General features: G+C 70.7%; 24 protein-coding genes and 2 tRNA genes. 17 read left to right on the forward strand and 9 right to left on the reverse strand.

All coding sequences use genetic code 11. From position 1 onward, the window contains the following. The first annotated feature begins 45 nt into the window (after positions 1-45). The 3 genes from OHA05_RS24060 to OHA05_RS24070 all read left to right on the forward strand — a co-directional run bounded on the left by OHA05_RS24060 (position 46) and on the right by OHA05_RS24070 (position 2,229). Positions 46-504 (forward strand): molybdenum cofactor biosynthesis protein MoaE, encoded by a 459-nt coding sequence (locus OHA05_RS24060; RefSeq protein WP_313944229.1) that lies wholly within the window; start codon positions 46-48, stop codon positions 502-504. A gap of 364 nt (positions 505-868) precedes the next feature. Further along, on the forward strand, positions 869-1,039 hold the full coding sequence (locus OHA05_RS24065) for a hypothetical protein (RefSeq protein ID WP_313944228.1): 171 nt from the start codon (positions 869-871) through the stop codon (positions 1,037-1,039). Positions 1,040-1,140: 101 nt separating this feature from the next. Further along, positions 1,141-2,229: a YlbL family protein gene (locus tag OHA05_RS24070; RefSeq protein WP_313944227.1), complete on the forward strand. Its 1,089-nt coding sequence runs from the start codon at positions 1,141-1,143 to the stop codon at positions 2,227-2,229. A 94-nt stretch (positions 2,230-2,323) separates the two neighbouring features. Here the strand turns inward: OHA05_RS24070 and OHA05_RS24075 are convergent, their stop codons facing one another. Beyond that, on the reverse strand, positions 2,324-2,881 hold the full coding sequence (locus OHA05_RS24075) for a PPA1309 family protein (RefSeq protein WP_328861682.1): 558 nt from the start codon (positions 2,879-2,881) through the stop codon (positions 2,324-2,326). A 136-nt stretch (positions 2,882-3,017) separates the two neighbouring features. Here OHA05_RS24075 and OHA05_RS24080 point away from each other — a divergent pair, with 136 nt between their 5' ends. The 4 genes from OHA05_RS24080 to OHA05_RS24095 all read left to right on the forward strand — a co-directional run bounded on the left by OHA05_RS24080 (position 3,018) and on the right by OHA05_RS24095 (position 8,418). Next, positions 3,018-5,933, forward strand: coding sequence for a UPF0182 family membrane protein (locus tag OHA05_RS24080; protein WP_313948877.1), 2,916 nt, complete (start codon positions 3,018-3,020; stop codon positions 5,931-5,933). Between the two features lie 49 nt (positions 5,934-5,982). Further along, positions 5,983-6,056 (forward strand) — tRNA-Met (locus OHA05_RS24085). Positions 6,057-6,259: 203 nt separating this feature from the next. Next, positions 6,260-8,272: a tetratricopeptide repeat protein gene (locus OHA05_RS24090; RefSeq protein ID WP_328861683.1), complete on the forward strand. Its 2,013-nt coding sequence runs from the start codon at positions 6,260-6,262 to the stop codon at positions 8,270-8,272. 72 nt (positions 8,273-8,344) lie between these two features. Beyond that, positions 8,345-8,418 (forward strand) — tRNA-Met (locus tag OHA05_RS24095). Between the two features lie 62 nt (positions 8,419-8,480). Here the strand turns inward: OHA05_RS24095 and OHA05_RS24100 are convergent. After that, the gene (locus tag OHA05_RS24100; RefSeq protein WP_328861684.1) at positions 8,481-9,305 is read right to left on the reverse strand and encodes an NAD(P)H-dependent oxidoreductase; all 825 of its coding nucleotides are present in this window, start codon (positions 9,303-9,305) and stop codon (positions 8,481-8,483) included. A 184-nt stretch (positions 9,306-9,489) separates the two neighbouring features. Beyond that, positions 9,490-9,906 carry a Fur family transcriptional regulator gene (locus tag OHA05_RS24105; RefSeq protein WP_313944223.1) on the reverse strand — a complete coding sequence of 139 codons (417 nt, stop codon included), beginning with the start codon at positions 9,904-9,906 and terminating at the stop codon, positions 9,490-9,492. A 124-nt stretch (positions 9,907-10,030) separates the two neighbouring features. Here OHA05_RS24105 and OHA05_RS24110 point away from each other — a divergent pair, with 124 nt between their 5' ends. Further along, positions 10,031-11,500: a catalase gene (locus tag OHA05_RS24110; protein WP_313944222.1), complete on the forward strand. Its 1,470-nt coding sequence runs from the start codon at positions 10,031-10,033 to the stop codon at positions 11,498-11,500. Positions 11,501-11,654: 154 nt separating this feature from the next. Here the strand turns inward: OHA05_RS24110 and OHA05_RS24115 are convergent, their stop codons facing one another. Further along, positions 11,655-12,059 carry a CBS domain-containing protein gene (locus OHA05_RS24115; protein WP_328861685.1) on the reverse strand — a complete coding sequence of 135 codons (405 nt, stop codon included), beginning with the start codon at positions 12,057-12,059 and terminating at the stop codon, positions 11,655-11,657. Positions 12,060-12,300: 241 nt separating this feature from the next. Next, positions 12,301-13,101, reverse strand: a complete 801-nt coding sequence (gene hisN / locus OHA05_RS24120; protein ID WP_328863448.1) for a histidinol-phosphatase — start codon at positions 13,099-13,101, stop codon at positions 12,301-12,303. A 151-nt stretch (positions 13,102-13,252) separates the two neighbouring features. Here hisN and OHA05_RS24125 point away from each other — a divergent pair, with 151 nt between their 5' ends. Beyond that, entirely contained in the window at positions 13,253-13,891 is a 639-nt protein-coding gene (locus OHA05_RS24125; RefSeq protein WP_313944220.1) for a TetR/AcrR family transcriptional regulator, read from the forward strand. Here OHA05_RS24125 and OHA05_RS24130 read toward each other — a convergent pair. The 4 genes from OHA05_RS24130 to OHA05_RS24145 all read right to left on the reverse strand — a co-directional run bounded on the left by OHA05_RS24130 (position 13,857) and on the right by OHA05_RS24145 (position 17,480). Continuing rightward, the gene (locus OHA05_RS24130) at positions 13,857-14,180 is read right to left on the reverse strand and encodes a DMT family transporter (RefSeq protein WP_313944219.1); all 324 of its coding nucleotides are present in this window, start codon (positions 14,178-14,180) and stop codon (positions 13,857-13,859) included. The two genes, OHA05_RS24125 and OHA05_RS24130, sit on opposite strands and share 35 nt — an antisense overlap. A gap of 92 nt (positions 14,181-14,272) precedes the next feature. Next, complete coding sequence (gene rsgA / locus OHA05_RS24135) at positions 14,273-15,286, reverse strand: ribosome small subunit-dependent GTPase A (protein ID WP_328861686.1); 1,014 nt, start codon at positions 15,284-15,286, stop codon at positions 14,273-14,275. A 4-nt stretch (positions 15,287-15,290) separates the two neighbouring features. Then, positions 15,291-16,631 carry a 3-phosphoshikimate 1-carboxyvinyltransferase gene (gene aroA, locus OHA05_RS24140; RefSeq protein WP_328861687.1) on the reverse strand — a complete coding sequence of 447 codons (1,341 nt, stop codon included), beginning with the start codon at positions 16,629-16,631 and terminating at the stop codon, positions 15,291-15,293. Between the two features lie 108 nt (positions 16,632-16,739). Then, entirely contained in the window at positions 16,740-17,480 is a 741-nt protein-coding gene (locus OHA05_RS24145; protein WP_313944216.1) for a M50 family metallopeptidase, read from the reverse strand. A gap of 49 nt (positions 17,481-17,529) precedes the next feature. Here OHA05_RS24145 and OHA05_RS24150 point away from each other — a divergent pair, with 49 nt between their 5' ends. From OHA05_RS24150 to def, 8 genes are all read left to right on the forward strand, one after another. Then, a complete protein-coding gene (locus OHA05_RS24150; protein WP_313944215.1) occupies positions 17,530-18,345 on the forward strand; it encodes an SOS response-associated peptidase in 816 nt (271 codons plus the stop codon). A 24-nt stretch (positions 18,346-18,369) separates the two neighbouring features. After that, positions 18,370-19,005 carry an alpha/beta hydrolase family protein gene (locus OHA05_RS24155; RefSeq protein WP_328861688.1) on the forward strand — a complete coding sequence of 212 codons (636 nt, stop codon included), beginning with the start codon at positions 18,370-18,372 and terminating at the stop codon, positions 19,003-19,005. 257 nt (positions 19,006-19,262) lie between these two features. Continuing rightward, a complete protein-coding gene (locus OHA05_RS24160) occupies positions 19,263-19,928 on the forward strand; it encodes a sigma-70 family RNA polymerase sigma factor (RefSeq protein ID WP_313944213.1) in 666 nt (221 codons plus the stop codon). Then, positions 19,925-20,245 (forward strand): mycothiol system anti-sigma-R factor, encoded by a 321-nt coding sequence (gene rsrA / locus OHA05_RS24165; RefSeq protein WP_328861689.1) that lies wholly within the window; start codon positions 19,925-19,927, stop codon positions 20,243-20,245. Before OHA05_RS24160 ends, rsrA begins: the two co-directional genes overlap by 4 nt. A gap of 322 nt (positions 20,246-20,567) precedes the next feature. After that, on the forward strand, positions 20,568-21,950 hold the full coding sequence (locus tag OHA05_RS24170) for an HD-GYP domain-containing protein (RefSeq protein WP_328861690.1): 1,383 nt from the start codon (positions 20,568-20,570) through the stop codon (positions 21,948-21,950). Next, positions 21,947-23,203: an HD-GYP domain-containing protein gene (locus OHA05_RS24175; protein WP_391840017.1), complete on the forward strand. Its 1,257-nt coding sequence runs from the start codon at positions 21,947-21,949 to the stop codon at positions 23,201-23,203. Before OHA05_RS24170 ends, OHA05_RS24175 begins: the two co-directional genes overlap by 4 nt. Positions 23,204-23,308: 105 nt before the next feature. Further along, complete coding sequence (locus OHA05_RS24180; RefSeq protein ID WP_328861692.1) at positions 23,309-24,316, forward strand: tetratricopeptide repeat protein; 1,008 nt, start codon at positions 23,309-23,311, stop codon at positions 24,314-24,316. An 80-nt stretch (positions 24,317-24,396) separates the two neighbouring features. Next, positions 24,397-25,029 (forward strand): peptide deformylase, encoded by a 633-nt coding sequence (gene def / locus OHA05_RS24185; RefSeq protein ID WP_313944208.1) that lies wholly within the window; start codon positions 24,397-24,399, stop codon positions 25,027-25,029. Position 25,030: the final 1 nt, after the last annotated feature.

Genomic DNA, 25,030 nt, shown 5'->3' on the forward strand with positions numbered 1-25,030 from the left:
TCGGGCTATTCCGCGATGTCAGTGGCATGCGGCACGATGGCCGGCATGGCACGTACGCACGAGCACCCCGGCGAGCAGGCGGCACCGGACCCGGTCCGCCTTCTCGCGATCCGCGACACCCCGCTCTCCGTCGACGAGGTCTTCGCGGCCGTCGGTGACGACGCGTCGGGCGGCACCGCGCTGTTCGTCGGCACCGTGCGCAATCACGACGGCGGCTCCGACGTGGACACCCTGGGGTACTCCTGCCACCCCTCGGCAGAGGCCGAGATGCGCCGGATCGCCGACCAGGTCGTCGCCCGCTTCCCGGTGCGGGCGCTGGCCGCGGTGCACCGGGTCGGGGATCTCGCCATCGGGGACCTCGCGGTCGTCGTCGCGGTGTCCTGCCCGCATCGCGGGGAGGCGTTCGAGGCGTGCCGCAAGCTGATCGACGACCTCAAGCACGAGGTGCCGATCTGGAAGCACCAGAAGTTCTCCGACGGCACCGAGGAGTGGGTGGGCGCGTAGGCCTGCCGGTTCCTGATCTGCCCGGACCCGGGATGGTGCCGCCCCTTCGGCGAGCGGCCGGACCCGGGATGGTGCCGCCCCTTCCGTGAGCGGCCGGACCCGGGTTTCGTGCCGCCCCCTTCCGTGAGCCGTCCTGCCCCGGCGTGGAGCCCTCGATCACGGGTACCCGACAAGCGGCAGCGGGGCGGTCACGACGGCATGGCACGCGGGGCTTCCCGGATCGTTCTCGGCGCCCGGCCGAAACCCGCGAGAAGCCCAAGCGGCCCGATTTGCGTAACCGCCACCCTGCCGTGAGCGTTGAACTGGCAGATGGCTAATCTGCTGATCATTCAGTTGCTTTCGATCATGGGGTAGGGAGGTCGTGATGGCAGCACTCGCCTGGTTGTTGATTCCGCTGTTCGCTGCCGTCGGTGCTGCGATATGGGGAGGCTGGGCCCAGCGGAACCGGACAACCGGTGACGTGGCCGAGCTCGCCGGCTACGCGCGGTTCCGCGACGCGATGGAAAAAGCGGGCACCGGCAGAGATGCCGCCTGACGCAGTCCTGACTCACACGCCGTCCGTGCGCAGAGGCCCTTCTGCCCCGTACGGACCGGCCCCGGCGGTGCGCTGACAGGCGCGTCCCGTACTGTCGTTCCATGCCACGCCGCACCGCGACGATGCTCGCCTCCACCCTCGTTCTGATCGCACTTCTGTGCGCCGGGGTGTTCATCAAAGTGCCGTATTCGGAGATGTCGCCCGGCCCCACCGTCAACACGCTCGGCGAGGCGCGCGGTGAGCCGGTTCTGGCGATCTCCGGCCGCAAGACCTACCCGACGACCGGTCATCTCAACATGACGACGGTCCGGGTCACCGGTGCGGACTACAACATGAACTTCGTCGAGGCCGTCTACGGCTGGCTGGCCCACGACAACGTGGTCGTTCCGCACGACACGCTCTACCCGGACGGCAAGACGGAAGAGCAGTCGACACAGGAGAACGCCGAGGAATTCACCCAGTCGCAGGAGAGCGCGAAGGTTGCCGCGCTGAAGCAGCTGAAGATCCCCGTGAAGTCGCGGGTCGTCGTCTCCACGGTCATCAAGGACACGCCCTCCGAGGACCGGCTGCACGCCGGCGACGTGATCCGCGCCGTGGACGGCGCCGCCGTCGAGCAGCCGGCCGACGTCGCCAAGCTGGTCACCAAGCACAAGCCCGGCGAGAAGGTCGTCTTCACGATCGTCCCGGCGAAGGCCGCTGCCGCCGCCGAGAAGGCGGGCAAGGAGCCGGACGCCACTGAGAAGGTCACGATCACCACGACCACGTCGGACACCGGCAACCGCGCGATCGTGGGTATCCAGGCGGGGACCGACCACACGTTCCCGTTCACGGTCGACATCAACCTCGCCGATGTGGGCGGCCCCAGCGCCGGTCTGATGTTCGCGCTGGGCATCGTCGACAAGCTCACTCCCGGAAACCTCACCGGCGGCAAGTTCGTCGCGGGCACCGGCACCATCGACGACCAGGGCAAGGTCGGTCCCATCGGTGGCATCGAGATGAAGCTGGTGGGCGCCCGCAACGCGGGTGCGGAGTACTTCCTGACGCCGAACGACAACTGCGCGTCGGCCGCCTCTGACATCCCCGACGGGCTGACCCTCGTGAAGGTCAACACCATCGAGGACGCCGCGAAGTCGCTGGAGAAGATCAGGTCGGGCAGCACGGCAGGGCTGCCGAGCTGCACCACTGGCTGAGCAGGGCTGCCGAGCGGCCCGACCGGCTGAGCACCGGGGCCCGGCGTCCGACGGCAACGCGGCGAGCGCGCGCCGAGCGACGGACCCCGGACCCTCAGGCCTCGAACGTCGCCGACAGCGCGTCCGCCAGACCCGGCACCAGGTCCGAACCCGTCAACACCTCGGTCGCCGAGTCCTTCTCGCGGAGCCGCAGCGCAGACTCACGGGCACCGTCACGGAGCACCGCCACGGTCATGCGCACCTCCTGGCGGGCCGGGTGAGAAGCCACCCACTTGGTGAGGGCGGCGTCGTCGAGACCTTCGGGCACCGAGGCCTCCGCCGACGCGGGAAGCATCTGGCGCTCCACGGTCAGCGCGCAGCCGGCCACCGCGTCCGGCCACGCGATCGTGCCGAGGAACTCGTCCAGGGGAGTGCCGGGCGGAATCTCGTCCTGCTCGATCGGGGTCAGGGGAGCGCCGACCTTGTCGCCGTCGAGTCCGAGCTGGCCCGCGAGGCCGGGCTCCTGGGTGCGCAGCTGTGCGGTGTCGACGAGGGCGAACAGCCTCGCCGGCCGGTCCCAGCCGAGGCCGGAGGCGTACTCGTCGATTTCGAGCACGGCGCGGGTCAGTGGGCTGGCGGCCATCGGGGGGCCGGAGGAAGAACTATTGGGCATGCCCAATATCCTGCCTCCTTCCGGGCCCGATACGGGAACTAGGTAAAGCCTCAGTAAGTTGCAGTAGTGGGCTCTACGATCGCGGGGCCCGTTTCACACGACCGCGAACTTCGAGGTGCGCACGTTGGCTTTCCAGATGCCGGACCGCGGCGGAGGCCCGACCGGGCCACGGATCAGAGTGGGCCGGCCGTCCCGGCGCGTCCGCACCCTGCTCATGACACTGGCCGTGCTGGCCGTGCTGGCCATGGCGTTCGTCATGTTCGCCGGGTTCTGGACGGACTGGCTCTGGTACCGCTCAGTCCACTACTCCTCGGTGTTCACCACCACTCTGTGGACCAAGATCGGGCTGTTCGCCGTCTTCGGTCTGCTCATGGCGGGAGCCGTCGGGCTGAACATCTGGCTCGCGCACCGGCTGCGCCCGCCGCTCAGCGCGATGTCGCTGGAGCAGCAGAGCCTCGACCGCTACCGGATGAGCATCGCCCCGTACAAGAAGTGGGTGCTCCTCGCGATCACCGCTCTGGTCGGGCTGATCGCCGGAGCGTCCGCCACCGGTCAGTGGCGCACCTGGCTGATGTGGGTCAACGGCGTGCCCTTCGGTCAGAAGGACCCGCAGTTCAAGATGGACGTGTCGTTCTACGCGTTCGACCTGCCCTGGTACCGGTTCCTGCTCGGCTTCGGCTTCGCGGCCGCCGTGCTCTCGCTGATCGCCGCCGCGCTGACGCACTACCTGTACGGCGGGCTGCGCATCACCAGCCCCGGAGCCCGGGCGACCGCGGCGGCCACCGGCCACCTCTCGGTGCTGCTCGGTGTCTTCGTCTCGCTGAAGGCCGTGGCGTACTGGCTCGACCGGTACGGCCTCGCGGTGAAGTCCAGTGACTTCAAGGCCACGGGGAACTGGACAGGCCTGCGGTACGTGGACGCCAACGCCTATCTCCCGGCGAAGACGATCCTGTTCTGCATCGCGGTCATCTGCGCCCTGCTCTTCTTCGCGACGCTCTGGCGGCGGACGTGGCAGCTGCCCGTCATCGGCTTCGGCCTGATGGTTCTGTCCGCGATCCTCATCGGCGGTCTCTACCCGGCGATCGTGCAGAAGTTCCAGGTCCAGCCGAACGAGCAGGCCAAGGAAAGTCCGTACATCAAGAAGAACATCGATGCCACACGCGAGGCGTACGGCATCGACAGCGCCAAGCCCGAGGACTACGAGGGCAAGGGCAACCCGCAGCGGAAGGCGCAGCAGCGCGAAGCGGCCACGTCGGCGGCGAGTTACCGCGTCGTCGACTCCAACGTCGTCTCGCCCGCCTTCCAGCAGCTCCAGCAGGAGCGCAAGTACTACCAGTTCCCCGCGACGCTGGACGTCGACCGGTACACCGGCTCCGACGGCAAGCCGCAGGACACGGTCATCGGTCTGCGCGAGCTCAACATCACGGGCATCCCGAAGAGCAACTGGATCAACGACCACTTCACCTACACCCATGGCTACGGCGCGATCTCGGCCAAGGGCACCAGCGTGATCACCGATCCGAACCAGGGCACCGTCGGCTCACCGGACTTCACCGAGGCCGGCATGCCCACCAAGGGCCAGCTCGGGAAGTACGAGCAGCGGATCTACTACGGCGAGAAGACCGAGCAGTACTCGATCGTGGGCGGTCCGCAGAAGGAACTCGACTACGAGGCCAGCGTCGGCCCCACCAAGTACACGAGCTACCAGGGCAAGAGCGGCGTCAGCCTCTCCAACCCGCTGAACCGCGCCGCGTACGCGGTGGCCTTCAGCGAGCCGCAGATCCTGTACTCGGGTGCTGTCGGGGAGGGTTCGCGGATTCTCTACAACCGCACCCCCAAGGAGCGCGTCGAGGCGGTGGCCCCCTGGCTGACGATCGACGGCGACGCCTACCCGGCGGTCGTCGACGGCCGTATCCAGTGGATCGTCGACGCGTACACCACGACCAACGGCTACCCGTACGCCTCGCGTACGACGCTCGGCGACACCACGACCGACTCGCTGACCACCAACCAGCGCGCGGTCGTCGCCCAGCAGAACCAGGTCAACTACATCCGGAACTCGGTGAAGGCGACCGTCGACGCGTACGACGGCTCGGTCAAGCTGTTCCAGTGGGACACCGAGGACCCCGTCCTGAAGACCTGGATGAAGGCCTTCCCCGGCACGGTGAAGTCCAAGGCCGACATCTCGCCCGCGCTCAAGGCCCATCTGCGCTACCCGCAGGACATGTTCAAGGTCCAGCGCGAGCTGCTCACCCGGTACCACGTCACGGAGCCCGAGCAGTTCTACAGCGGCAGTGATGCCTGGCAGGTGCCGGACGACCCGACGAACAAGGACACCAGCGCGGTCCCGCCGTACTACCTGAGCCTGAAGATGCCCGGGGAATCGGCGCAGAAGTTCTCGCTGACGACGACGTTCACGCCGGCCGGGCGCCCCAACCTGGGTGCGTTCATGGCCGTCGACGCCGACGCCACCAGCAAGGGCTACGGCTCGATCAGACTGCTGAGAGTGACCTCGACCGTCCAGGGTCCGACACAGGTGCAGAGTGAGCTGAACGGTGTGCCCGAAGTGGCCACGTTCGTACGGGACCTCAGAGGTACCGACTCGGACATCGAGTACGGAAATCTGCTGACGGTGCCGCTCGACGGCGGGTTCCTCTACATCGAGCCGGTGTACGCCCGAGGCGGCAGCGCGAACTATCCGCTGCTGAAGAAGGTGGCCGTCGCGTACGGCGGAGGCAAACCGGTCTTCAAGGACAGCCTGACGGAGGCGCTCGACGCGGTCTTCGCACAGGAAGGCGCCGAGCCGCCACCGACGACGACGCCACCGACACCACCGGGAGACGGCACCACCAAGCCGCCACCGGCAACCGGTGACGCCGCGCTCAAGGGCGCCATCGCCGATGTGCTGAAGGCGCACCAGGACGCCGAGGCCGCGCTGGCGAAGACGCCGAAGGACTGGGAGGCGTACGGCAGGGCCCAGGAGGACCTGGACGCGGCGCTGCAGCGGCTGAACGCGGCTCAGGGCAAGCCGAGTCCCAGCCCGTCCCCGTAGCTGCTGAACAGGCAACACTCCGCGTCGTGATAGTGTTTCAACACAACGACGCGGGGTGGAGCAGCTCGGTAGCTCGCTGGGCTCATAACCCAGAGGTCGCAGGTTCAAATCCTGTCCCCGCTACTGAAACGAAGAGGGCCCGGATCCTTTTGAGGATCCGGGCCCTCTTCGCGCGTATGTGCTGCCGGTGGGAACTGGGCGCGCCGGGGGGCGAGTTGGCCGTCAACGTGTTTGACTTATCTCTCTGTGGGCATGTCGACAAAACGCTGAAGTGACCTTACTGGCTGCGGTATACCAGGTGTACGCGGGTTGCAGGTGGTGCGACGATGGAATTTATGGGGGACAGGGCAACTCTGTTGGAGACAGGGCGGTTTGTGCAGCAGCATGCCGGTAACGCGGCAGATGTGATCAGCGCTGCCGACGCCGCGGACACTCCTGCCGCGAGCCAGATCGACGGCGTGGGCGCCACTGAGGGTGCCGACTCCGTGGAGAGCGCCGGGGCCGAGGAGCGATACCGCCGTGCGGCGGAGAGCGGCGACACCGCGTCGATGAGCGTGCTCGGCGCGCTGCTGATGCGCCGTGGCGACCTCGACGGTGCCGAGCCCTATCTGCGGGCCGCCACCTCCGAGGGCGACCGTGCGGCCGCCAACAACCTGGGTGTCCTGCTCCACCAGCGCGGCTACGCGGACGAGGCCGCCGGCTGGTGGCGCATCGCCGCCGTCGCCGGCTCGGCCGCCGCGGCGCACGCCCTCGGGCGCCACTTCCGCGAGCGCGGTGACGAGCCCGCCGCCGAATACTGGCTGCGCCAGTCCGCCGAGCAGGGCCACGCCCTGGGGGCGTACGCACTCGCCGATCTGCTGGAGCACCGCAGCGACGTGGGCGCCGAGCGCTGGCTGCGTGCCGCCGCCGAGCAGGGCCATCGTGAAGCGGCCTACCGGCTCGCCCGTGCGCTGGAGCGCCGGGCGGCGGACGAGGCACGCGCCGGCGGGGACGCGGGCCTCCTGGTCGTCCGCACGGACGGCGATGCGGCCGGCGAGGGCGCCTGCGCGCCTCCCGGCGGCCGGGGCCGTGACACCGGTGCGCCCTCCGGCCGCGCCGGTCCCGAGGGCCAGGCGGGCCCGGAGCCCACCGTCCTGGACGAGGCCGCCCAGTGGTACCGGCAGGCCGCCGCCCGGGGACACCGCAGAGCCGCGCTGCACCTCGGCGCGATCCTCGAGAAGCGCGGAGAGCTGAAGGAGGCGGGCCGCTGGTACCTCACCTCGGCCAAGGACGGCGAGGCGCGTGCCGCGTGCGCGCTCGGCTTCCTGCTGCGTGACGCCGGTGACGAGGAGAGCGCCGCCGTCTGGTGGCTGCGCGCTGCCCAGGAGGGCGACGGCAACGCCGCCAACGCCCTGGGCGCCCTGCACGCCGCCCGCGGCGAGCAGCAGACCGCCGAGCGCTGGTACCGCGCCGCCATGGACGCGGGCGACGTCAACGGCGCCTACAACCTCGGGCTGCTCTGCGCCGCCCAGGACCGCACCGCTCAGGCCGAGCAGTGGTACCGCCGCGCCGCCTACGCGGGGCACCGGGAGGCCGCCAACGCGCTCGCCGTGCTGTTGCTGCAGTCCGGTGACGCCACGGGCGCCGAGCCGTGGTTCTCCAAGGCGGCCGAGGCCGGCAGCGTGGACGCCGCCTTCAATCTGGGCATCCTCCACGTCGGCCGCGACGACGACCGTACGGCCCTGCTCTGGTACGCCAGGGCCGCGGCCGCGGGTCACACCGAGGCGGCGCTCCAGGTCGGCATAGCGCTGCTCCGCGAAGGCGACGACCGGGCCGCCGAGCGGCACCTGCGGTGCGCGGCCGGCGGCGGCAGCGCCGAGGCGGCCTTCCGGCTCGCGACGCTGCTGGACTCCCGTCAGCCGCCGCCGGGCGCACCTGCGCTCGGCGAGCCGCCGGCGGAGAAGACCGAGTGCGAGGAGTGGTACGAGCGTGCCGCCGAGCAGGGGCACCGCCGTGCTCAGGTGCGGGTCGGCATGCTGGCCGCCGCCCGCGGCGACATGGCGGAGGCGGACCGCTGGTACCGCGAGGCCGCCGAGGCGGGCAGCCGCAACGGCGCCTTCAACCTCGGGCTGCTCCTCGCCCGTGAGGGCAACGAGCGCGAGGCGGCCCTGTGGTGGACCCGGGCGGCGCGCGCGGGACACGGCCGGGCGGCACTGCGCCTGGCCCTGCTCGCCGCGCGCCGGGGTGAGCTCACCGAGGGCCAGCGCTGGTGCGCGCGGGCCGTCGAGCTCGGCCCGGCCGAGGTGGCGGAGCGTGCGGCCCGGCTGCGGGACGCGCTGCACCAGGAGCTCACCGCGTAACGGAGCTCACTCCGCACGGGCGCCAATGGATTTGCTCTGGTCAGTGGGCTGACGTAATGTTGTGTTCACCGACGCGGGGTGGAGCAGCTCGGTAGCTCGCTGGGCTCATAACCCAGAGGTCGCAGGTTCAAATCCTGTCCCCGCTACTGAAACCGAAGGCCCGGATCCTGATGGATCCGGGCCTTCGGTCTGTCCGGGCTTCGATTCTTCAACGGTCGGCTTCGGTCGGGCCGCCCGTCGTCTCGCACGGTTCCGCCTGTCCGGGGCCGGTGTAGTGGATGCGGATGCCCTCCTCGCCCGTCGCGTGCTCGGGCCGCAGGACGAGGTGCTCGTCGTAGTCGCCGCCGTTCTGACGGCGGTAGGGAATCGGGTCGGTGTCCGGAAGGGCGACGAGCCGTTCGCGCAGCCGCTCGGCGGCGGCCTCGTACTCGGGACCCGACAGGCACACCGTGCCGTTGACGACCAGGGGCGGGACCACGGACATGCCGGTGTACCAGAGGGTGCCGTGCAGGATCGGGAACAGGACGTCGTTGATGTCGCCGTGGATGCCCCGCGGCCCGGTGGTGGCGGCGTTGGCGCCGACCGTGGTCACCACCAGCGCGCGGCGGCCGGACAGCCCGCCGTCCCCGTAGCGCATCGCCCGGCCCGTGGCCGGGTCCGGGACGCCCTGGGCGAAGCCCTGGACGAACAGCCGGTCGAACCAGCCCTTGAGGATGGCCGGCATGCCGAACCACCACAGGGGGAACTGCACGACCAGCGTGTCCGCCCACAGCAGCTTGGCCTGCTCCTGGCGGATGTCCTCACTCAGCGTGCCGGTCTCCAGGGCGCGCTGGGACTCGGTGAGCACATCGAGGCGCTTGTCCGGGTCGTGGGCGAAGTCACCGTGGTCGACCACGGGATTCCAGCCCATCGCGTAGAGATCCGACTCGACGACCTCGTGCCCCCGCTCACGCAGCACCGCGACGCCTTCGTCGCGCAGTGCCCCGTTCAGCGAGCGCGGGTCGGGGTGGGCGGACACCCAGAGCACGCGCACGACCGATCACTCCCTCCACTGCGATGTGCGCCCGGCGCGCACACGTCGCTGGTGTGTCTGCCCGGGCGGAGGGGACTGAATCCGGTCGGCGGGCCGGGGGCCCGGTCAACGGGGCGTGGGGGACGGGCGCGAACAGCGGAAAGCCCCGGCACTCTCGGGTGCCGGGGCTCTCGACGTCGTACGACTACGCCGCCGCGCAGTTCGGGCAGGTGCCGCGGTAGGTCACCTCGACGTCCGAGACCGTGAAGCCGAAGCGCTCGGAGTCGGGCAGGTCCGCCAGCGGGTTGCCGGCGGGGTGCACGTCCCGGATGGCGCCGCAGCGGGCGCAGACGAGGTGCTGGTGGGGCTGGTGGGCATTCGGGTCGTACCGCTTGGCGCGGTGGTCCGTGGAGACTTCCAGGACCTCGCCGAGGGTCACGAGCTCACCGAGCGTGTTGTAGACCGTCGCCCGCGAGATCTCGGGCAGCCTCTTCACCGCCCGCGCGTGGACCTCGTCGGCGGTCAGATGCACGTGCTCGCCGTCGAGGACCTCTGCCACGACACGCCGCTGGGCGGTCATCCGCCAGCCGCGTCCGCGAAGCCGTTCAAGAAGGTCACTCATAGGAACAGCCTAACAGTGGCTCGTCCCAGGTCCCGACCGAGTGTGAACTTGGATGTCTACTTGACTTGGACAAAGTCCATTGTAGGGTCGGATCCAGAATCGTTGAGGGACAGGACTGGCAGGAATGACGCAGGAGGCGCACGTGACGCAGGGACCGCTCACCACGGAGGCCGGGGCTCCGGTCGCCGACAACCAGAACAGCGAGACGGCGGGCGTCGGCGGTCCCGTTCTGGTCCAGGACCAGGCGCTGCTCGAGAAGCTCGCGCACTTCAACCGTGAGCGCATTCCGGAGCGCATCGTCCACGCGCGGGGCGCCGGCGCGTACGGCACCTTCACGCTCACCCGCGACGTCTCGCGGTGGACGCGTGCGAAGTTCCTCTCCGAGGTCGGCAAGCAGACCGAGACGTTCCTGCGGTTCTCGACCGTCGCGGGCAACCTCGGCTCGGCCGACGCGGTGCGTGACCCCCGCGGCTTCGCGCTGAAGTTCTACACCGAGGAGGGCAACTACGACCTCGTCGGCAACAACACCCCGGTGTTCTTCATCAAGGACGCCATCAAGTTCCCGGACTTCATCCACACCCAGAAGCGCGACCCGTACACGGGCAGCCAGGAAGCGGACAACGTCTGGGACTTCTGGGGTCTGAGCCCGGAGTCGACGCACCAGGTCACCTGGCTCTTCGGTGACCGCGGCATCCCGGCCACCCTGCGCCACATGAACGGCTACGGCTCGCACACCTTCCAGTGGAACAACGAGGCCGGCGAGGTCTTCTGGGTCAAGTACCACTTCAAGACGGACCAGGGGATCAGGAACCTCACCACCGACGAGGCCAACCGCCTCTCCGGTGTGGACCCGGACAGCCACCAGCGGGACCTGCGCGAGTCCATCGAGCGCGGTGACTTCCCGTCGTGGACGGTGCAGGTCCAGATCATGCCGGCGGCCGAGGCGGCGACCTACCGCTTCAACCCGTTCGACCTCACCAAGGTGTGGCCGCACGAGGACTACCCGCCGATCGAGATCGGCAAGCTGGAGCTCAACCGCAACCCGGAGAACATCTTCGCCGAGGTCGAGCAGTCCATCTTCAGCCCCGCCCACTTCGTGCCGGGCATCGGTCCCTCCCCGGACAAGATGCTCCAGGGCCGTCTCTTCGCGTACGGCGACGCCCACCGCTACCGCGTCGGCATCAACGCCGACCACCTGCCGGTGAACCGCCCGCACGCCACCGAGGCGCGGACGAACAGCCGCGACGGCTTCCTGTACGACGGCCGCCACAAGGGTGCGAAGAACTACGAGCCGAACAGCTTCGGCGGCCCGTTCCAGACGGACCGTCCGCTGTGGGTCTCCACCCCGGTCGGCGGCGGCACCGGCAACCACGAGGCGCCCCGCCACGCCGAGGACGACGACTTCGTGCAGGCGGGCAATCTCTACCGCCTGATGTCGGAGGACGAGAGGACCCGTCTGATCGAGAACCTCTCGCAGTTCATCGCGAAGGTGTCCCGCGACGACATCGCGGAGCGGGCGGTCGACAACTTCCGCAAGGCGGACGGTGACTTCGGCAAGCGGCTGGAGGCCGCGGTCCAGGCCCTTCGCGGCTGACCGGCGGCTGCCGAGGAAAGAGGGCCGGATCCCTGTCCAGGGGGGTCCGGCCCTCTTGTGTGCGCACCGGTCGCCCGGCATTGCGTGCGTCATGCGTCAGTGGCTGCCGGACCCTGGCGTTCCTCGATCGCCCGGGCGTCAGGTCCTGTGCGGTTCAGCCGACGAGTGTGGAGTGGTGCCGCCGGGTCGGGGCCCAGCAGCGGATGATGTCGCGGACGGACACGATGCCGACGGGCCCGCCGTCGCCGTCCATCACGATCAGATGCCGGAAGCCGCCGTGCGACATGGCCTCCGCGGCTTCCTCCAGGGTCCAGGACGGCGCGGCGAAAACGACGTCGGTGGTGGTGTGGGTGCCGGCGGTCTCCTGGTCGGGGTCCTGGCCCTTGCCCACCGCTACGAGAATGTCGCGCTCGGTCAGAATGCCCAGGCCGTCGGCGTCGGTGTCGAGGACGACCGCCGCGCCGACGCGGCGTGCGGCCATCAACCGGGCCGCCTGGCGGAGTGTGTGCGTGGGTCCGATGGTGAGGACCACCGTGCTCATGGCGTCACGGACGAGCATGAATGGAGCCACCTCCTTGGTGATCGGCAGTTCGGGAACCGATTCACAAGTTCACAAGTGGGGGGACTCTCAGAGTCGCAGTCTTGGGGGGCCGCAGCAAGGGGGCGGGCGCGGCGCATTCCCCGGCGCCCGGACACCGCCGGGACCGGGCGCACGCGCCTGCCACCGCCAGTCGGCGGTACGGCCCACGGTGCCGCCGACGGCCTGATGCCGCCGCCCGCTCAGCGGGTGACGGTGACCGTCAGTAGCGCTGGTTGAGGTATCCGAGCAGTTCCTCGTGGAGCAGTCCGTTGGACGCGGCCGCGTTCCCGCTGTGCGGGCCGCGGCGTCCGTCAAGGCCGGTGAAGGAACCGCCGGCCTCCTGGACGACGATCGTGGTGGCGGCCATGTCCCACAGCGACAGCTCCGGCTCCGCGCAGATGTCCACCGAACCCTCGGCCACCATCATGTACGGCCAGAAGTCGCCGTAGCCGCGGGTGCGCCAGCAGGCGCGGGTCAGATCCATGAAGCCGTCCAGCCGCCCCTGCTCCTCCCAGCCGCTGAGGGAGGAGTACGCGAAGGAGGCGTCCGAAATGCTGCCGACCCGGCTGACGTGGAGCCTGGTGGCCTGGCTCAGGCTGCGCCCGGTGTAGGCGCCACCACCCTGGGCGGCCCACCAGCGGCGGCCGAGTGCCGGGGCCGAGACCACGCCGACGACCGGCTGGAAGCCGCCCTCGCCCTGGACCATCAGCGAGATCAGCGTCGCCCAGACCGGGACGCCGCGGACGTAGTTCTTGGTGCCGTCGATGGGGTCGATCACCCAGCGGCGCGGGCCCGTGCCCTCGATGCCGTACTCCTCGCCGAGGATCGCGTCACGCGGCCGCGCTCTCTTCAGCTGCCCGCGGATCAGTTCCTCCGCCGCCTTGTCGGCCTCGGTCACCGGCGTCATGTCCGGCTTCGTCTCGACCTTGAGGTCGAGAGCCTTGAACCGGTCCATGGTCGCGGCGTCGGCGGCGTCGGCGAGGACATGGGCGAGGCGCAGATCGTCGTGGTAGTCGGGCATGGCCGTCACTCTATCGGGGCTCATCCGGCCTCCCGGGGGCGCCTGTTCGCCCCCGCTCTTGACAGTGCGTGGAGGCGCGTCAACTCTGAGCGCAGTGCCGTACCGCACGGTGGGCGCCCGGTCGGGGCGCCGCCCGGCCTGGGAGGCGATGATGCCTACAGCGCGAGAGTCCCTGCTGAACGCCGCGCTCGCCGCGCTTGCCGAGCTGCCGTGGTCGGGGGTGCGGATGGTGGATGTCGCCTCTGCCGCGGGGGTCTCCCGGCAGACCCTCTACAACGAGTTCGGCAGCAAGGACGGGCTGGCCCGTGCGCTGGCACGGCGGGAGGCCGACACCTATCTGTACGGCGTGGACCAGCTGCTGGCCGAACGGACGGCCCCCGTCGACCGGCTGGCCGCCGTGGCCGAGTGGACGGTCGGCGAGGCCCGGTCGAGACCGTTGCTGCGTGCGCTGCTCACCGGCTGCTGGGGCGAGCGTCTGCCCGTTCCCCGGCCCGCCCGCCGCGATGCGCCCGCGGCCGGAGTCCCCGCCCAGCGCCGCGCGGACGCCGGGCTTCCGGCCCCCTCGGACGTGGTGACGGAGGTACGGGACAGATCGCAGGCCGCACTGGAATCCGAGCGGCCCCAGGGGCGGACGGCTGAGGAGTCGGCCGCGCTCGCGCAGCGCTGCGAGCTGGCGGTGCGGCTGGCGTTCTCCTATGTCGTCGCGCCCGCCGGTGAGGGCGTGGGGCAGCTGGTCCGTACAGCCGTGGCCGGCGTCAGTGTCCCGACCCCGACAGCTGGAGACCGATGACACCGACGATCACCAGGGTGATCGAGACGATCTTCAACGTGGAGACCAGGTCGTCCAGGAAGACCATGCCGTAGATCGCGGTCCCCGCCGCTCCGATGCCCGTCCACACCGCGTACGCCGGACCGACGTCCAGCTTCCGCAGGGCCAGGGTCAGCAGACCGAAGCTGCCCAGTGCGAAGCAGGCGAACGCGATCGTCGGCCAGAGCCGGGTGAATCCGTGCGAGAGCTTGAGACAGACCGCGAATCCCGTCTCCAGGATCCCGGCGACCACCACCAGCAGCCACGCCATGGTCTGTGCCTCCGCAACGCTCGGTGACTGCTCGGTAGGACGTGATGCGATTATGCCCTTACCAGGACCGACAGGCGGCAAACGTGCGCCGGTCAGTCGCCCTCGCGTCGCTCCCGGGTGGCGAGCAGTCGCCGCAGGGAGTACAGCCTGGCCGGGTCCGCGTGGCCCTCGGCGACCCACTCGTCCAGCGCGCAGTCCGGCTCGTCGTGGCTGCATGCCCGCGGACAGCCCTCCGTCCCCGGCACGAGATCCGGGAAGGCGAGGATCACCCGGGACGGGTCGACGTGGTGCAGACCGAACGACCGCACACCGGGGGTGTCGATCACCCAGCCGCCCTCCTTGTCGTTGAGCGGCAGGGCGAGGGCCGAGGTGGTGGTGTGCCGGCCGCGGCCGGTGACCGCGTTGACCAGGCCGGTGCTCCGCCTGCGCTCCCTGGGCACCAGAGCGTTGACCAGCGTCGTCTTGCCCACGCCGGAGTGGCCGACGAACGCGGTGGTGCGGCCGGAGAGGTGCTCGTGCACCCGCTCCGCGGCGACCCCGTCGACGAACTCGTCGCGCGTGGTGACCACATGGGGGACACCCAGCGCCCCGTACATCTCCAGCAGTTCGTCCGGCGAGGCCAGGTCGGACTTGGTGAGGACCAGGAGCGGGGTGAGCCCGCCGTCGTACGCGGCGACCAGGCAGCGGTCGATGAGACGCGGGCGCGGTTCGGGGTCGGCGAGGGCGGTCACGATGGCCAGCTGGTCGGCGTTGGCCACGACCACGCGCTCATAGGGATCGTCGTCGTCGGCCGTACGGCGGAGGACGGACTTCCGCTTCTCGATCCGCACGATGCGCGCCAGGGTGTCCTTGTCCCCGGACAGATCGCCGACGATGCCGACCCGGTCACCCACGACAGCGGCCTTGCGGCCGAGCTCCCGGGCCTTCATGGCGTGGACGATCCGGTCCTCGACGAGGCAGGTGAGCCGCCCGCGGTCGACGGTGAGGACCATGCCCTCGACGGCGTCCTCGTGCTTGGGGCGGATGTTGGTCCGCGGCCGGTTGCCCTTGCGGTTCGGGCGGACGCGGATGTCGTCCTCGTCGGGGTTCTTGCCGTAGCGCCGCATGTCCTCAGGCCCCGAGCATTCCGGCCCACATCCGCGGGAAGTCGGGCAAGGTCTTCGCGGTCGTCGCCACGTTCTCGATCTGCACGCCCTCGACGGCGAGGCCGATGATCGATCCGGCCGTCGCCATCCGGTGGTCGTCGTAGGTGTGGAACACACCGCCGTGCAGCGGGCGGGGGCGGATGTGCAGCCCGTCCTCCGTCTCGGTGACGTCACCGCCGAGTTCGTTGATCTCCTTGGTGAGAGCGGCCAGACGGTCCGTCTCGTGGAGGCGCAGATGCGCCACGCCGCGCAGTGTGGAGGGGGAGTCCGCGAGGGCCGCGACGGCCGCGATGCCCGGGGTCAGCTCGCCCACCTCGCCGAGATCGACGTCGATGCCGTGGATGCGGCCCGTGCCGGTCAGGGTGAGACCGGCGTCGGTCAGCGCGCAGGAACCGCCCATCTCGGTGAAGATCTCGCGCAGCGCGTCGCCGGGCTGGGTGGTGCGCTCGGGCCAGTCCGGAATGGTCACCCGGCCGCCGGTGATGAGCGCGGCCGCCAGGAACGGCTGCGCGTTCGACAGATCGGGCTCGACGGTGAGGTCACGGCCCAGCAGGGCCGAGGGCGAGACCCGCCAGACATTGGGCTCGCCGCCGGTCTCCGGCTCGTCGACCTGGGCGCCGACGGCACGCAGCATGTCGACGGTCATCCGGATGTGCGGCATCGACGGCAGACGTGCGCCGATGTGCCGCACCTCCACACCCTGGTTGAAGCGCGGGGCGGAGAGCAGCAGCGCCGAGACGAACTGCGAGGAGGAGGAGGCGTCGATCTCGACGGAGCCGCCGTCCAGTGCGCCGCCGCCGTGCACGGTCATCGGGAGCGCGCCGCGGCCGTCGTCGTCGATACGGGCGCCGAGCACCCGCAGGGCGTCGATCACGCCGTTCAGCGGGCGCTCGTAGGAGCGGGGGTCGCCGTCGAACCGGATCGGGCCGGAAGCGAGGGAGGCGACGGGCGGGAGGAAGCGCATCACCGTGCCGGCATTGCCGACGTCGACGGTGGCCGGGCCGTGCAGACCGGCGGGGATCACGCGCCAGGCCTCGCCCTCGCTGTCGTGCACGCCGGTGACGGTGGAGCTGGAGGACACCGTCTCCTCGATGCCGACACCGAGGGCGCGCAGGGCGTCGGCCATCAGCAGGCTGTCGCGCGAACGCAGCGGGCGGCGCAGCCAGCCCGGCTCGGCGGCGAGAGCGGCCAGCACCAGAGCGCGGTTGGTGACCGATTTGGAACCGGGCACGGTCACCGTCGCTTCGACGGCTCCGGTCGCGAACGGGGCGGGCCAGAGGGCAGGGTGCACGGAAGCTTCGGTCATGGCCTTCACTTTAATGGCTCCGCGCGAACCCCGATCTTGATCAAATGTGGCGAAACCGGGGCGTAATCGATCAGTGGTAAAGGGCTTCGGCGAGTGTTCGCCATGTGCTCACAGACCCAGCAGCCACCGGCCGCCGCCGATCAGTGAACACAGGGACACCGCGTGGAAGAGGAACAGCCACAGGGCGGGCGGTACATGGGTCAGCCGGGCGAGTTGATCGGCGTCGGAGTCCGGCGCCCCGCCGTGCCGGCGCTTGGACTGGAGCTCGAAGGCCGGCCGTACGCCGCCGAGCAGCAGGAACCACACGGCCGCATAGGCGAAGGCGGCCTGCACCTCGGGCTCCGTGAGCCAGGAGACGAGCAGGAAAGCGGCACCCGTGAGGATGACGGTGACCGCTCCGTAGACGTTCCGGATCATCACCAGCATGGCCAGCAGCAGCGCCGTGGACACCCACAGCAGCAGAGTGATGTGGTGCGCGGCCAGCAGCCAGGCGCCGCCGAGGCCCAGCAGAGGAGGGGCGGTGTAGCCGGCAGCCGCGGTGAGGATCATGCCGAGGCCGGTCGGCTTGCCGCGGCTCACCGTCAGCCCGCTGGTGTCCGAGTGCAGCCGGATGCCGTCCAGTTTGCGGCCGGTGAGCAGGGCGACGAGCCCGTGGCCGCCCTCGTGGGCGATCGTCACGGCGTTCCGGGAGACGCGCCAGACGGGATGCGGGAGCACGACGGCGAGGGCGAGGACCGCGGTGCCGATGACCAGCCACCGGTCCGGTGCGGGCTGGGACCCGAAGACGCGGTCCCAGAGATCACCTATGGACGCGCTGCTGAGCGGCGAAAGGTATTCGGTGCTGACCATTTCTGGGGCGGCTCCTCGGGCGGCGGTCGGGAGTGGCAGTCTGGCACTTATGTGCGGACGGTATGCAGCCAGTCGTAGGCCCGAGGACCTCACCGGACTCTTCGAGGTCGAGAAGTGGGAGCCGAAGGAGACCCTGGCTCCCGATTTCAATGTCGCCCCGACCAAAGAGGTCTACGCGATTCTCGAACGCCCTCTGAAAGACGCGGAGGACCCCCGCCCGGTTCGCCAGCTCCGCACGCTGAAGTGGGGGCTCGTGCCGTCCTGGGCGAAGACGCCCGAGGGCGGGGCCCGGATGATCAACGCCCGGGCGGAGACCGTGCACGAGAAGCCTTCGTTCCGCAGGCCCTTCGTCTCGCGCCGCTGCATCCTGCCGGCCGACGGCTATTACGAGTGGGTGACCGCGGCCGAGGAACGGCAGCTGGAGGAGCAGGGCAAGAAGAAGCGGCCCAGGAAGCAGCCGTACTTCGTCACCCCCGCGGACGGCTCGGTGTTCGCCATGGCCGGTCTGTACGAGTTCTGGCGCGACAGCACCCTGCCCGACGACCATCCCCAGGCGTGGTGGGTGACCTGCTCGGTGATCACCACGGAGGCCGAGACGGGACCGCTCGGCGTCGCACCCGCCGAAGGGCCGCGCTCGCTGTCCGACATCCACCCCCGGATGCCGCTGATGCTCACGCCGGACCGGTGGGACGCCTGGCTGGACCCGTCCCGGACGGACGTGGACGAGCTGAAGTCACTGCTCCAGCCGCCGGCGGAGGGCCTGATGCGGGCCTACCCGGTGACGACGGCCGTCAGCAATGTGCGCAACAACGGGCCGGAACTGCTGGAAGAACTCGCGGCGCCGCAGGAGAGCACGCTGTTCTGACCCCGCGCGGCCCAAGATGGCTGCGTGAAGAACAACGAGATCGTCGAAACCCCGGCCGGGGACGCCCGTGTCACCTGGTACGCGGCCGAGGACGCCACCACCGTGCTGGCCCTCGGCCACGGGGCGGGCGGCGGCATCGGTGCCCGGGACCTCCAGGGAATCGCCGCCGCGCTGCCCGCCGACGGGGTCACCGTCGCTTTGGTGGAGCAGCCCTGGCGGGTGGCGGGAAAGAAGCTCGCGCCCGCGCCCAAGACCCTCGACGTCGGCTGGCGGGCCCTGTGGCCGGCCCTCGCCGCACCCGGCCTGCCCGTCGTCGCCGGCGGGCGCAGCGCCGGTGCGCGGGTGGCCTGCCGGACCGCGCGGGAGCTCGGGGCCGTCGCGGTCCTCGCCCTCAGCTTTCCGCTGCACCCGCCCGGCAGGCCCGAGAAGTCACGGGCAGAAGAACTCCTCGGGGCCGGGGTGCCGACACTCGTCGTCCAGGGCGGCAACGACCCCTTCGGAAGGCCCCGCGAATTCCCGGACGGTGCGTACGAGCTGGTCGCGGTGGAGCACGCGGATCACGGCTTCGCCGTCGCCAAGAGCGCCGGAATCGCCGAGGAGGAGACCGTGACAACCATCACGGACGCGGTGCGCGCCTGGCTGGGACGGCTGCGGGAATGACCGGGGGCCCGGCTCTGTTGTGCGGGATGTCTGTACGTCAGTACCGGAGCATGGAGTAGGGAGTCCGTCGCATGGGTTCGACCATCTGCCCGAGCCGCAGGCACGCCGCTGACCTGGAGTGGACCGTGCTCTCGGCAGGCAAGAACGCCCCCGTTCGGGCGGCGGGCGGAGTGGATCGGCAGGAGCCGGCAACCGAAGGTCGACTATTCTCCGATTCGAGCGGGTCCGCATTCGGCCTCGCCACAGCGTTGGAGGAGGTGGGTCCGGTCACTGGGACCGACGCAGGGACCGACGACGGCCAGGCGGCACAGCCGGAAGAGACGCCCACGGAGCGCAACGCCCGTTTCGAGCGTGACGCCCTCGGCTTCCTCGACCAGATGTACTCCGCCGCCCTGCGCATGACGCGCAATCCGGCCGATGCCGAGGATCTCGTGCAGGAGACGTATGCCAAGGCGTACGGGTCCTTCCACCAGTTCCGTGAGGGGACCAACCTCAAGGCGTGGATGTACCGGATTCTCACGAACACCTTCATCAACTCGTACCGCAAGAAGCAGCGCGAGCCCCAGCGCAGTGCCGCCGAGGAGATCGAGGACTGGCAGCTGGCGCGCGCCGAGTCGCACATGTCGACGGGACTGCGCTCCGCCGAGTCGCAGGCTCTCGACCACCTCCCCGACTCGGACGTGAAGGCCGCACTGCAGGCCATTCCCGAGGAGTTCCGTATCGCGGTCTATCTCGCAGACGTCGAGGGCTTTGCGTACAAGGAGATCGCGGACATCATGGGAACACCCATCGGGACGGTGATGTCCCGCCTGCACCGGGGCCGTCGTCAACTGCGCGGCATGCTCGAGGACTACGCACGTGAGCGCGGACTCGTCCCGGCCGGTGCGGGGGAGTCGAACGAAGCGAAAGGCTCGGGCTCATGAGCTGCGGAGAGCCGCACGAGACGGACTGCTCAGAGGTCCTGGACCATCTCTACGAGTTTCTCGACCGAGAGATGCCCGACAGCGACTGCACCAAGTTCGAGGTCCACTTCGAGGAGTGCTCCCCGTGCCTGGAGAAGTACGGGCTCGAGCAGGCCGTGAAGAAGCTGGTCAAGCGCTGCTGCGGGCATGACGACGTGCCCACGGACCTGCGCGCCAAGGTCATGGGCCGGATCGATCTCATCCGTTCGGGACAGGCCGTTCCCGAGCAGGACGTGACGGTCGCGGGCAGCGAGCTGCCGGGCCTCGCCCAGGAGTAGCCCAGGACGCCGCAGCAGCCGGAAGGTGCGCCACGAGACGCGTGGCGCACCTTTTTCATGGGCGGATGCCTCACGCGCCGGCTTCCGCGGGCGGTGCTTCCCGCGCGGGTGTCATGGGCGCGGGTGGTTCAAGCGCGGGTGTGATGGGCGCGGGTGGTTCACGCGCCGGTGTCATGGGCGGGTGCTGCACGCGCCGGTGCCGTGCTTCCGAGCCCGGGCCGTCGTGCTCCCGCGTCACCCGTCCGTGCGAAAGGTGGCCAACGCCCCGCCGTGTCTCCTCCAACTCGCTAGCCTTGCGCTCGATTTGGGAGGGGGCGGAGCGGTGAGGTCCGTACCGGCATCGGCACGTGCGTACATTCTGGCCGCCCTGCTCGGCGCCGTGGCCTGCGCCCTGCCCGCGCTGCGGCAGGACGTCCCTGGCGGCTGGCGGGCCGTCGGCCTGCTCGCCGGGCTCTACGCCGTCTGCGAACTGCCCGCCCGCTGCCGTTACCTCGGCAGCTCGGTGCCCGTCGCGGCCGGCTCCTTCTTCCCGGTGCTGCTCGCCGCCGCGTTCCTGCTGCCCCCGGCGCACGCCGCGCTGGTCGCCGTGCCCGGCGCCCTGCTGGGACGGGTCGACCTGCGGCCGACGGGCCTGCGGCGGATCTGGCGGGCCGCCCAGCTCACCCTCGCCACCTGGAGCGCCGCCCAGGTCTATGTGCTGCTCGGCGGCGAACACGTCCTGCGCGCACCCGACTTTCCCCAGGCACTCCTGACGGCCGCCGGCGGCGCGCTCGCCTTCTGCCTCACCGTCACCGCTCTCGACGGCGGCATCCTCGCGACCGCGGAGCGGCTGCCCCTGCGCACCGCGTGGCGCGGCCCGGCGCTGCGCTCCCTCGTGCCGCATCTGGTGCACGGGCTGGCCGGGCTGATGATGGCGGTGCTGTGGGCGAGTCCGTACGGGCCGCTGTCCGCGCTCTTCGTGCTGCTGCCGATGTACATCTCGTGCTGGATCTTCGCGCAGTACCACCGCGAGCGCGCGGCCCACCAGGCCACCATCCGCGCCCTGGTGCAGGCCGTCGACCTGAAGGACAAGTACACCCGCGGGCACAGCGAGCGGGTGGGACGGGCCTCGGCCCTCATCGCGTGCGAACTCGACATGGACGAGGAGCGCCTGGAGGTGCTCCGGTTCGCCGGAATCCTCCACGACGTGGGCAAGCTGGGCGTGCCCACCCGGGTGCTGCGCAAGGACGGCCCCCTCACCCCCGACGAGCGCCGGGTCATCGAACTGCACCCCGAGTACGGACACGAGATGGTGCGCGGCATCGGGTTCCTCGGCGAGGCGCGGGCCGCGATCCTGCACCACCACGAGCGGCTCGACGGAAGCGGCTACCCCTACGGGCTCTCCGGCCGGCAGATTCCCGAGTTCGCCCGTGTCGTCGCCGTGGCGGACGCCTTCGACGCGATGACCTCGACCCGTTCCTACCGACGGGCCCGGCCCGTGCCGGCGGCGCTGGAGGAACTACGGCGGTGCGCGGGCACCCAGTTCGACCCGCAGATGGTCCGCGCCCTGGCCCGCGCGCTGGAGCGGCACGGCTGGGAGACGGCCGTCACCTCGGACGAGCCCGGTCCGCCGGGCGCGCGGCCCCCGCGGGCAGGCATCCCGCCGCAGCCGGCCGTGATCCCCGCCCGACGCCGCGCCAACCGCACTCCCGGCGGCGGGGTGTGACGCCGGGGACCGGCGCCGTGCGCGTCGTTCACGGCGCCGCCGCCACATTGACCTGCGCCGGTCTGGCGTGGACCTTCTGGGCCGGTCTGGAGCAGCCCGGCTATGCCCTGGCCTTCGGCGCGCTCATCGTCGTCGGCGAACTCGCCCGCTGGGGGGCTGGGCCGGGAGAGCGGGAACCCGCGCCGATCGGGGCCGCCGGGGCGCTCGCGTACGCCCTGCTCGGGGAGTGCGCGGGCAGGGACACCACCCACGGCGTCCTCCAGGTGGTCGCCGTCGTCGTGGCGGCCGCGCTCGTGGGGGCCGTCCTCCATGTGGCGCGCGGACGCGGGCCCGCACTGGACCATGTCGCCCGCCGGGTGCTCACCGTCGGGTTCGCCGCCGTCTGTTTCCAGCCGCTCTACAACTCGGGCGAGCTGGAGCGACGGCTCGGTCAGGGCCCGTACTACGCCCTCTTCCTGCTCGTGCTGCTGCTCCTGACGGCCCTGTGCGACGCCGTGCTCGCCGCGGTGATGCTGCGCGCCCGCACCGGCTTCCCGTACGGGCCGCTGCTGCGCGACGAGCTGCGGGCGATCATCGGCATAGGGTCCGCCGTCTGCGCCACCGGGGCCGTCATGGCGCTCGCCGTCGCCGTCGCCGGGCTGTGGGCGCTGCCCGTCTTCTGTGTGCCCCTCCTGCTCACCCAGCTGTCCTTCCGGCGCTACGCGGCCGTCAGGACCACCTACCGGCAGACCATCGCCTCACTCGCGCGGGCGACCGAGATCGCCGGATACACCCGGCCGGGCCATGCCCGCCGGGTCGCCTCCCTCTCCACCGCCGTCGGGCGGGAGCTGGGGCTCACCGGAGGCGATCTGACCGTTCTGGAGTACGCGGCGCTGATGCACGACATCGGCCAGCTCTCCCTCGTGGATCCCGTGCCGGACGGGGCCACCACCCTCCTGCCCGTGCCCGAACAGCGCCGTATAGCGCTTCTCGGCGGAGCCGTCGTCCGCCAGACCGGAGTTCCGTCCGCCGTCGCCGTCGTCGTGGAGCGCCAGGCCGACCCGTACCGCGAACAGCCGCTTCCCGCCCGGATCGTCCGCGCCGTCAACGCATACGACGATCTGACCGGGGGAAGCGGACGCTCCGCGGGCGGGGCGCTCGGGGCACTCGAACGGCTCCGCCTCGGTACCGGACAGGACTATCAGCCGGAGGTGGTCGAATCACTTGCCAGAGTCCTGGCGAGAGGCGGTCTGACCCCCGCCCCACCTGGGTAACCCATGGGTAATGAGCCAGCCTCCGACCGGGCATGGTTGGATGCAAATGAGGACACACAAGCAGCGTGCGGGGGCATTGACCCGAGCGACCGGCAGGCGGGAATCGTGAGGATCTTCGGGAAGGTACGGCATCGGCCCTCCGCCTCGTGGCGGCAGGCCACCGACCGCGCGTTCACGCTGATCGGCGACGGCCGGTACGAGGACGCGGGCGCACTGCTGACACGAGCGGCGGACCTCGAGCCCTGGCTCTCCGAGTCCTGGTTCAACCTCGCCCTGCTGCACAAGTTCCGGCACGACTGGGAGCAGGCCAGGGCCGCCGGTCTGCGCGCGGTCGCCCTGCTGGACAAGGAGACCGGGGCCCCCGACTGGTGGAACGTCGGCATCGCGGCCACCGCCCTCCAGGACTGGCCGCTCGCCCGCCGCGCCTGGCAGGCCTACGGACTGAAGGTCCCCGGCAGCCCCACCCGGGCCGGTGCCACCGGCGCGGCCGCGGCGAACGGCGAACCGGTCGGCATGGACCTCGGCAGCGCCGCCGTACGGCTGTCGCCCGAGGGCGAGGCCGAAGTGGTGTGGGGCCGCAGGCTCGACCCGGCCCGGATAGAGGTGCTGTCGATCCCGCTGCCCTCCTCCGGCCGCCGCTGGGGCGAGGTCGTCCTGCACGACGGTGTGCCGAACGGCGAGCGGACCACGTCCGCGGGCCCGTCCTACCCCGTCTTCGACGAGATCGAGCTCTGGGCGCCTTCGCCCGTGCCCACCTGGGTGGTGCTGCTGGAGGCGGCCACCGAGGCCGACCGGGACGCCCTGGAGCAGCTGGCGTCCGACGCCGGATTCGCCGCCGAGGACTGGTCCTCGTCGGTACGACTGCTGTGCCGGGCCTGTTCCGAGAGCCGGATGCCCAGCGCCGAGGGCGAGGGTGAGCACCTCGACCCGCACGATCACAGCGAGCCCGGCCATCCCGGCCCGCTCGGCCATCGCACGGCCGGCGATCTGTGGTCGCCGGAGCGCGAGTGCGGCATCGCCGCCCCCGCCGGACTGGTGCGCGGACTGCTCGACGGGTGGGTCGCGGACAGCCCGGACACCCGCGAGTGGCGGGATCTCGAGGAAGTCTGCTGACGCCTGCCCGTAGGCTGTACGGACACAGAGTGACCGGCCACCGGGCTCGCATCGCGTATTGAGGAAGGCGTACGGCTGACATGGCGTCGCAGCAGGAGACGGACCAGCAGGTCAACGATGGTTTCGTCGTGGACACGGAGGACTGCGAGGCACGTGAGCTCGCCCATCGCGAGCGGGGCACCTCGCGCCCGATCACGGTCGTCGGCAACCCCGTCCTCCACACGGAGTGCAAGGACGTCACCGCCTTCGACGACAAGCTCGCCTCGCTGATCGACGACATGTTCGCGAGCCAGCGCACCGCCGAGGGCGTCGGCCTGGCCGCCAACCAGATCGGCGTGGACCAGAAGGTCTTCGTCTACGACTGCCCCGACGACGACGGTGTGCGGCACGTCGGTGTGGTCTGCAACCCGGTCCTGGAGGAGCTGCCGCCGGAGCTGCGCGTCCTCGACGACGCCAACGAGGGCTGCCTCTCCGTCCCGACCGCCTATGCCTCGCTGGCCCGCCCCGACTACGCGGTGGTGCGCGGCCAGGACGCCCAGGGCAACCCGATCAAGGTGCGTGGCACGGGCTACTTCGCGCGCTGCCTCCAGCACGAGACGGACCACCTGTACGGCTACCTCTACATCGACCGGCTCTCCAAGCGGGAGCGCAAGGACGCGCTGCGGCAGATGGCCGAGGGCACGCCGCGCTACCCGGTCGTGCCCAACGAGTGAG

This window comes from Streptomyces sp. NBC_00306 (assembly GCF_036169555.1).
Classification (GTDB): Bacteria; Actinomycetota; Actinomycetes; order Streptomycetales; family Streptomycetaceae; genus Streptomyces; species Streptomyces achmelvichensis.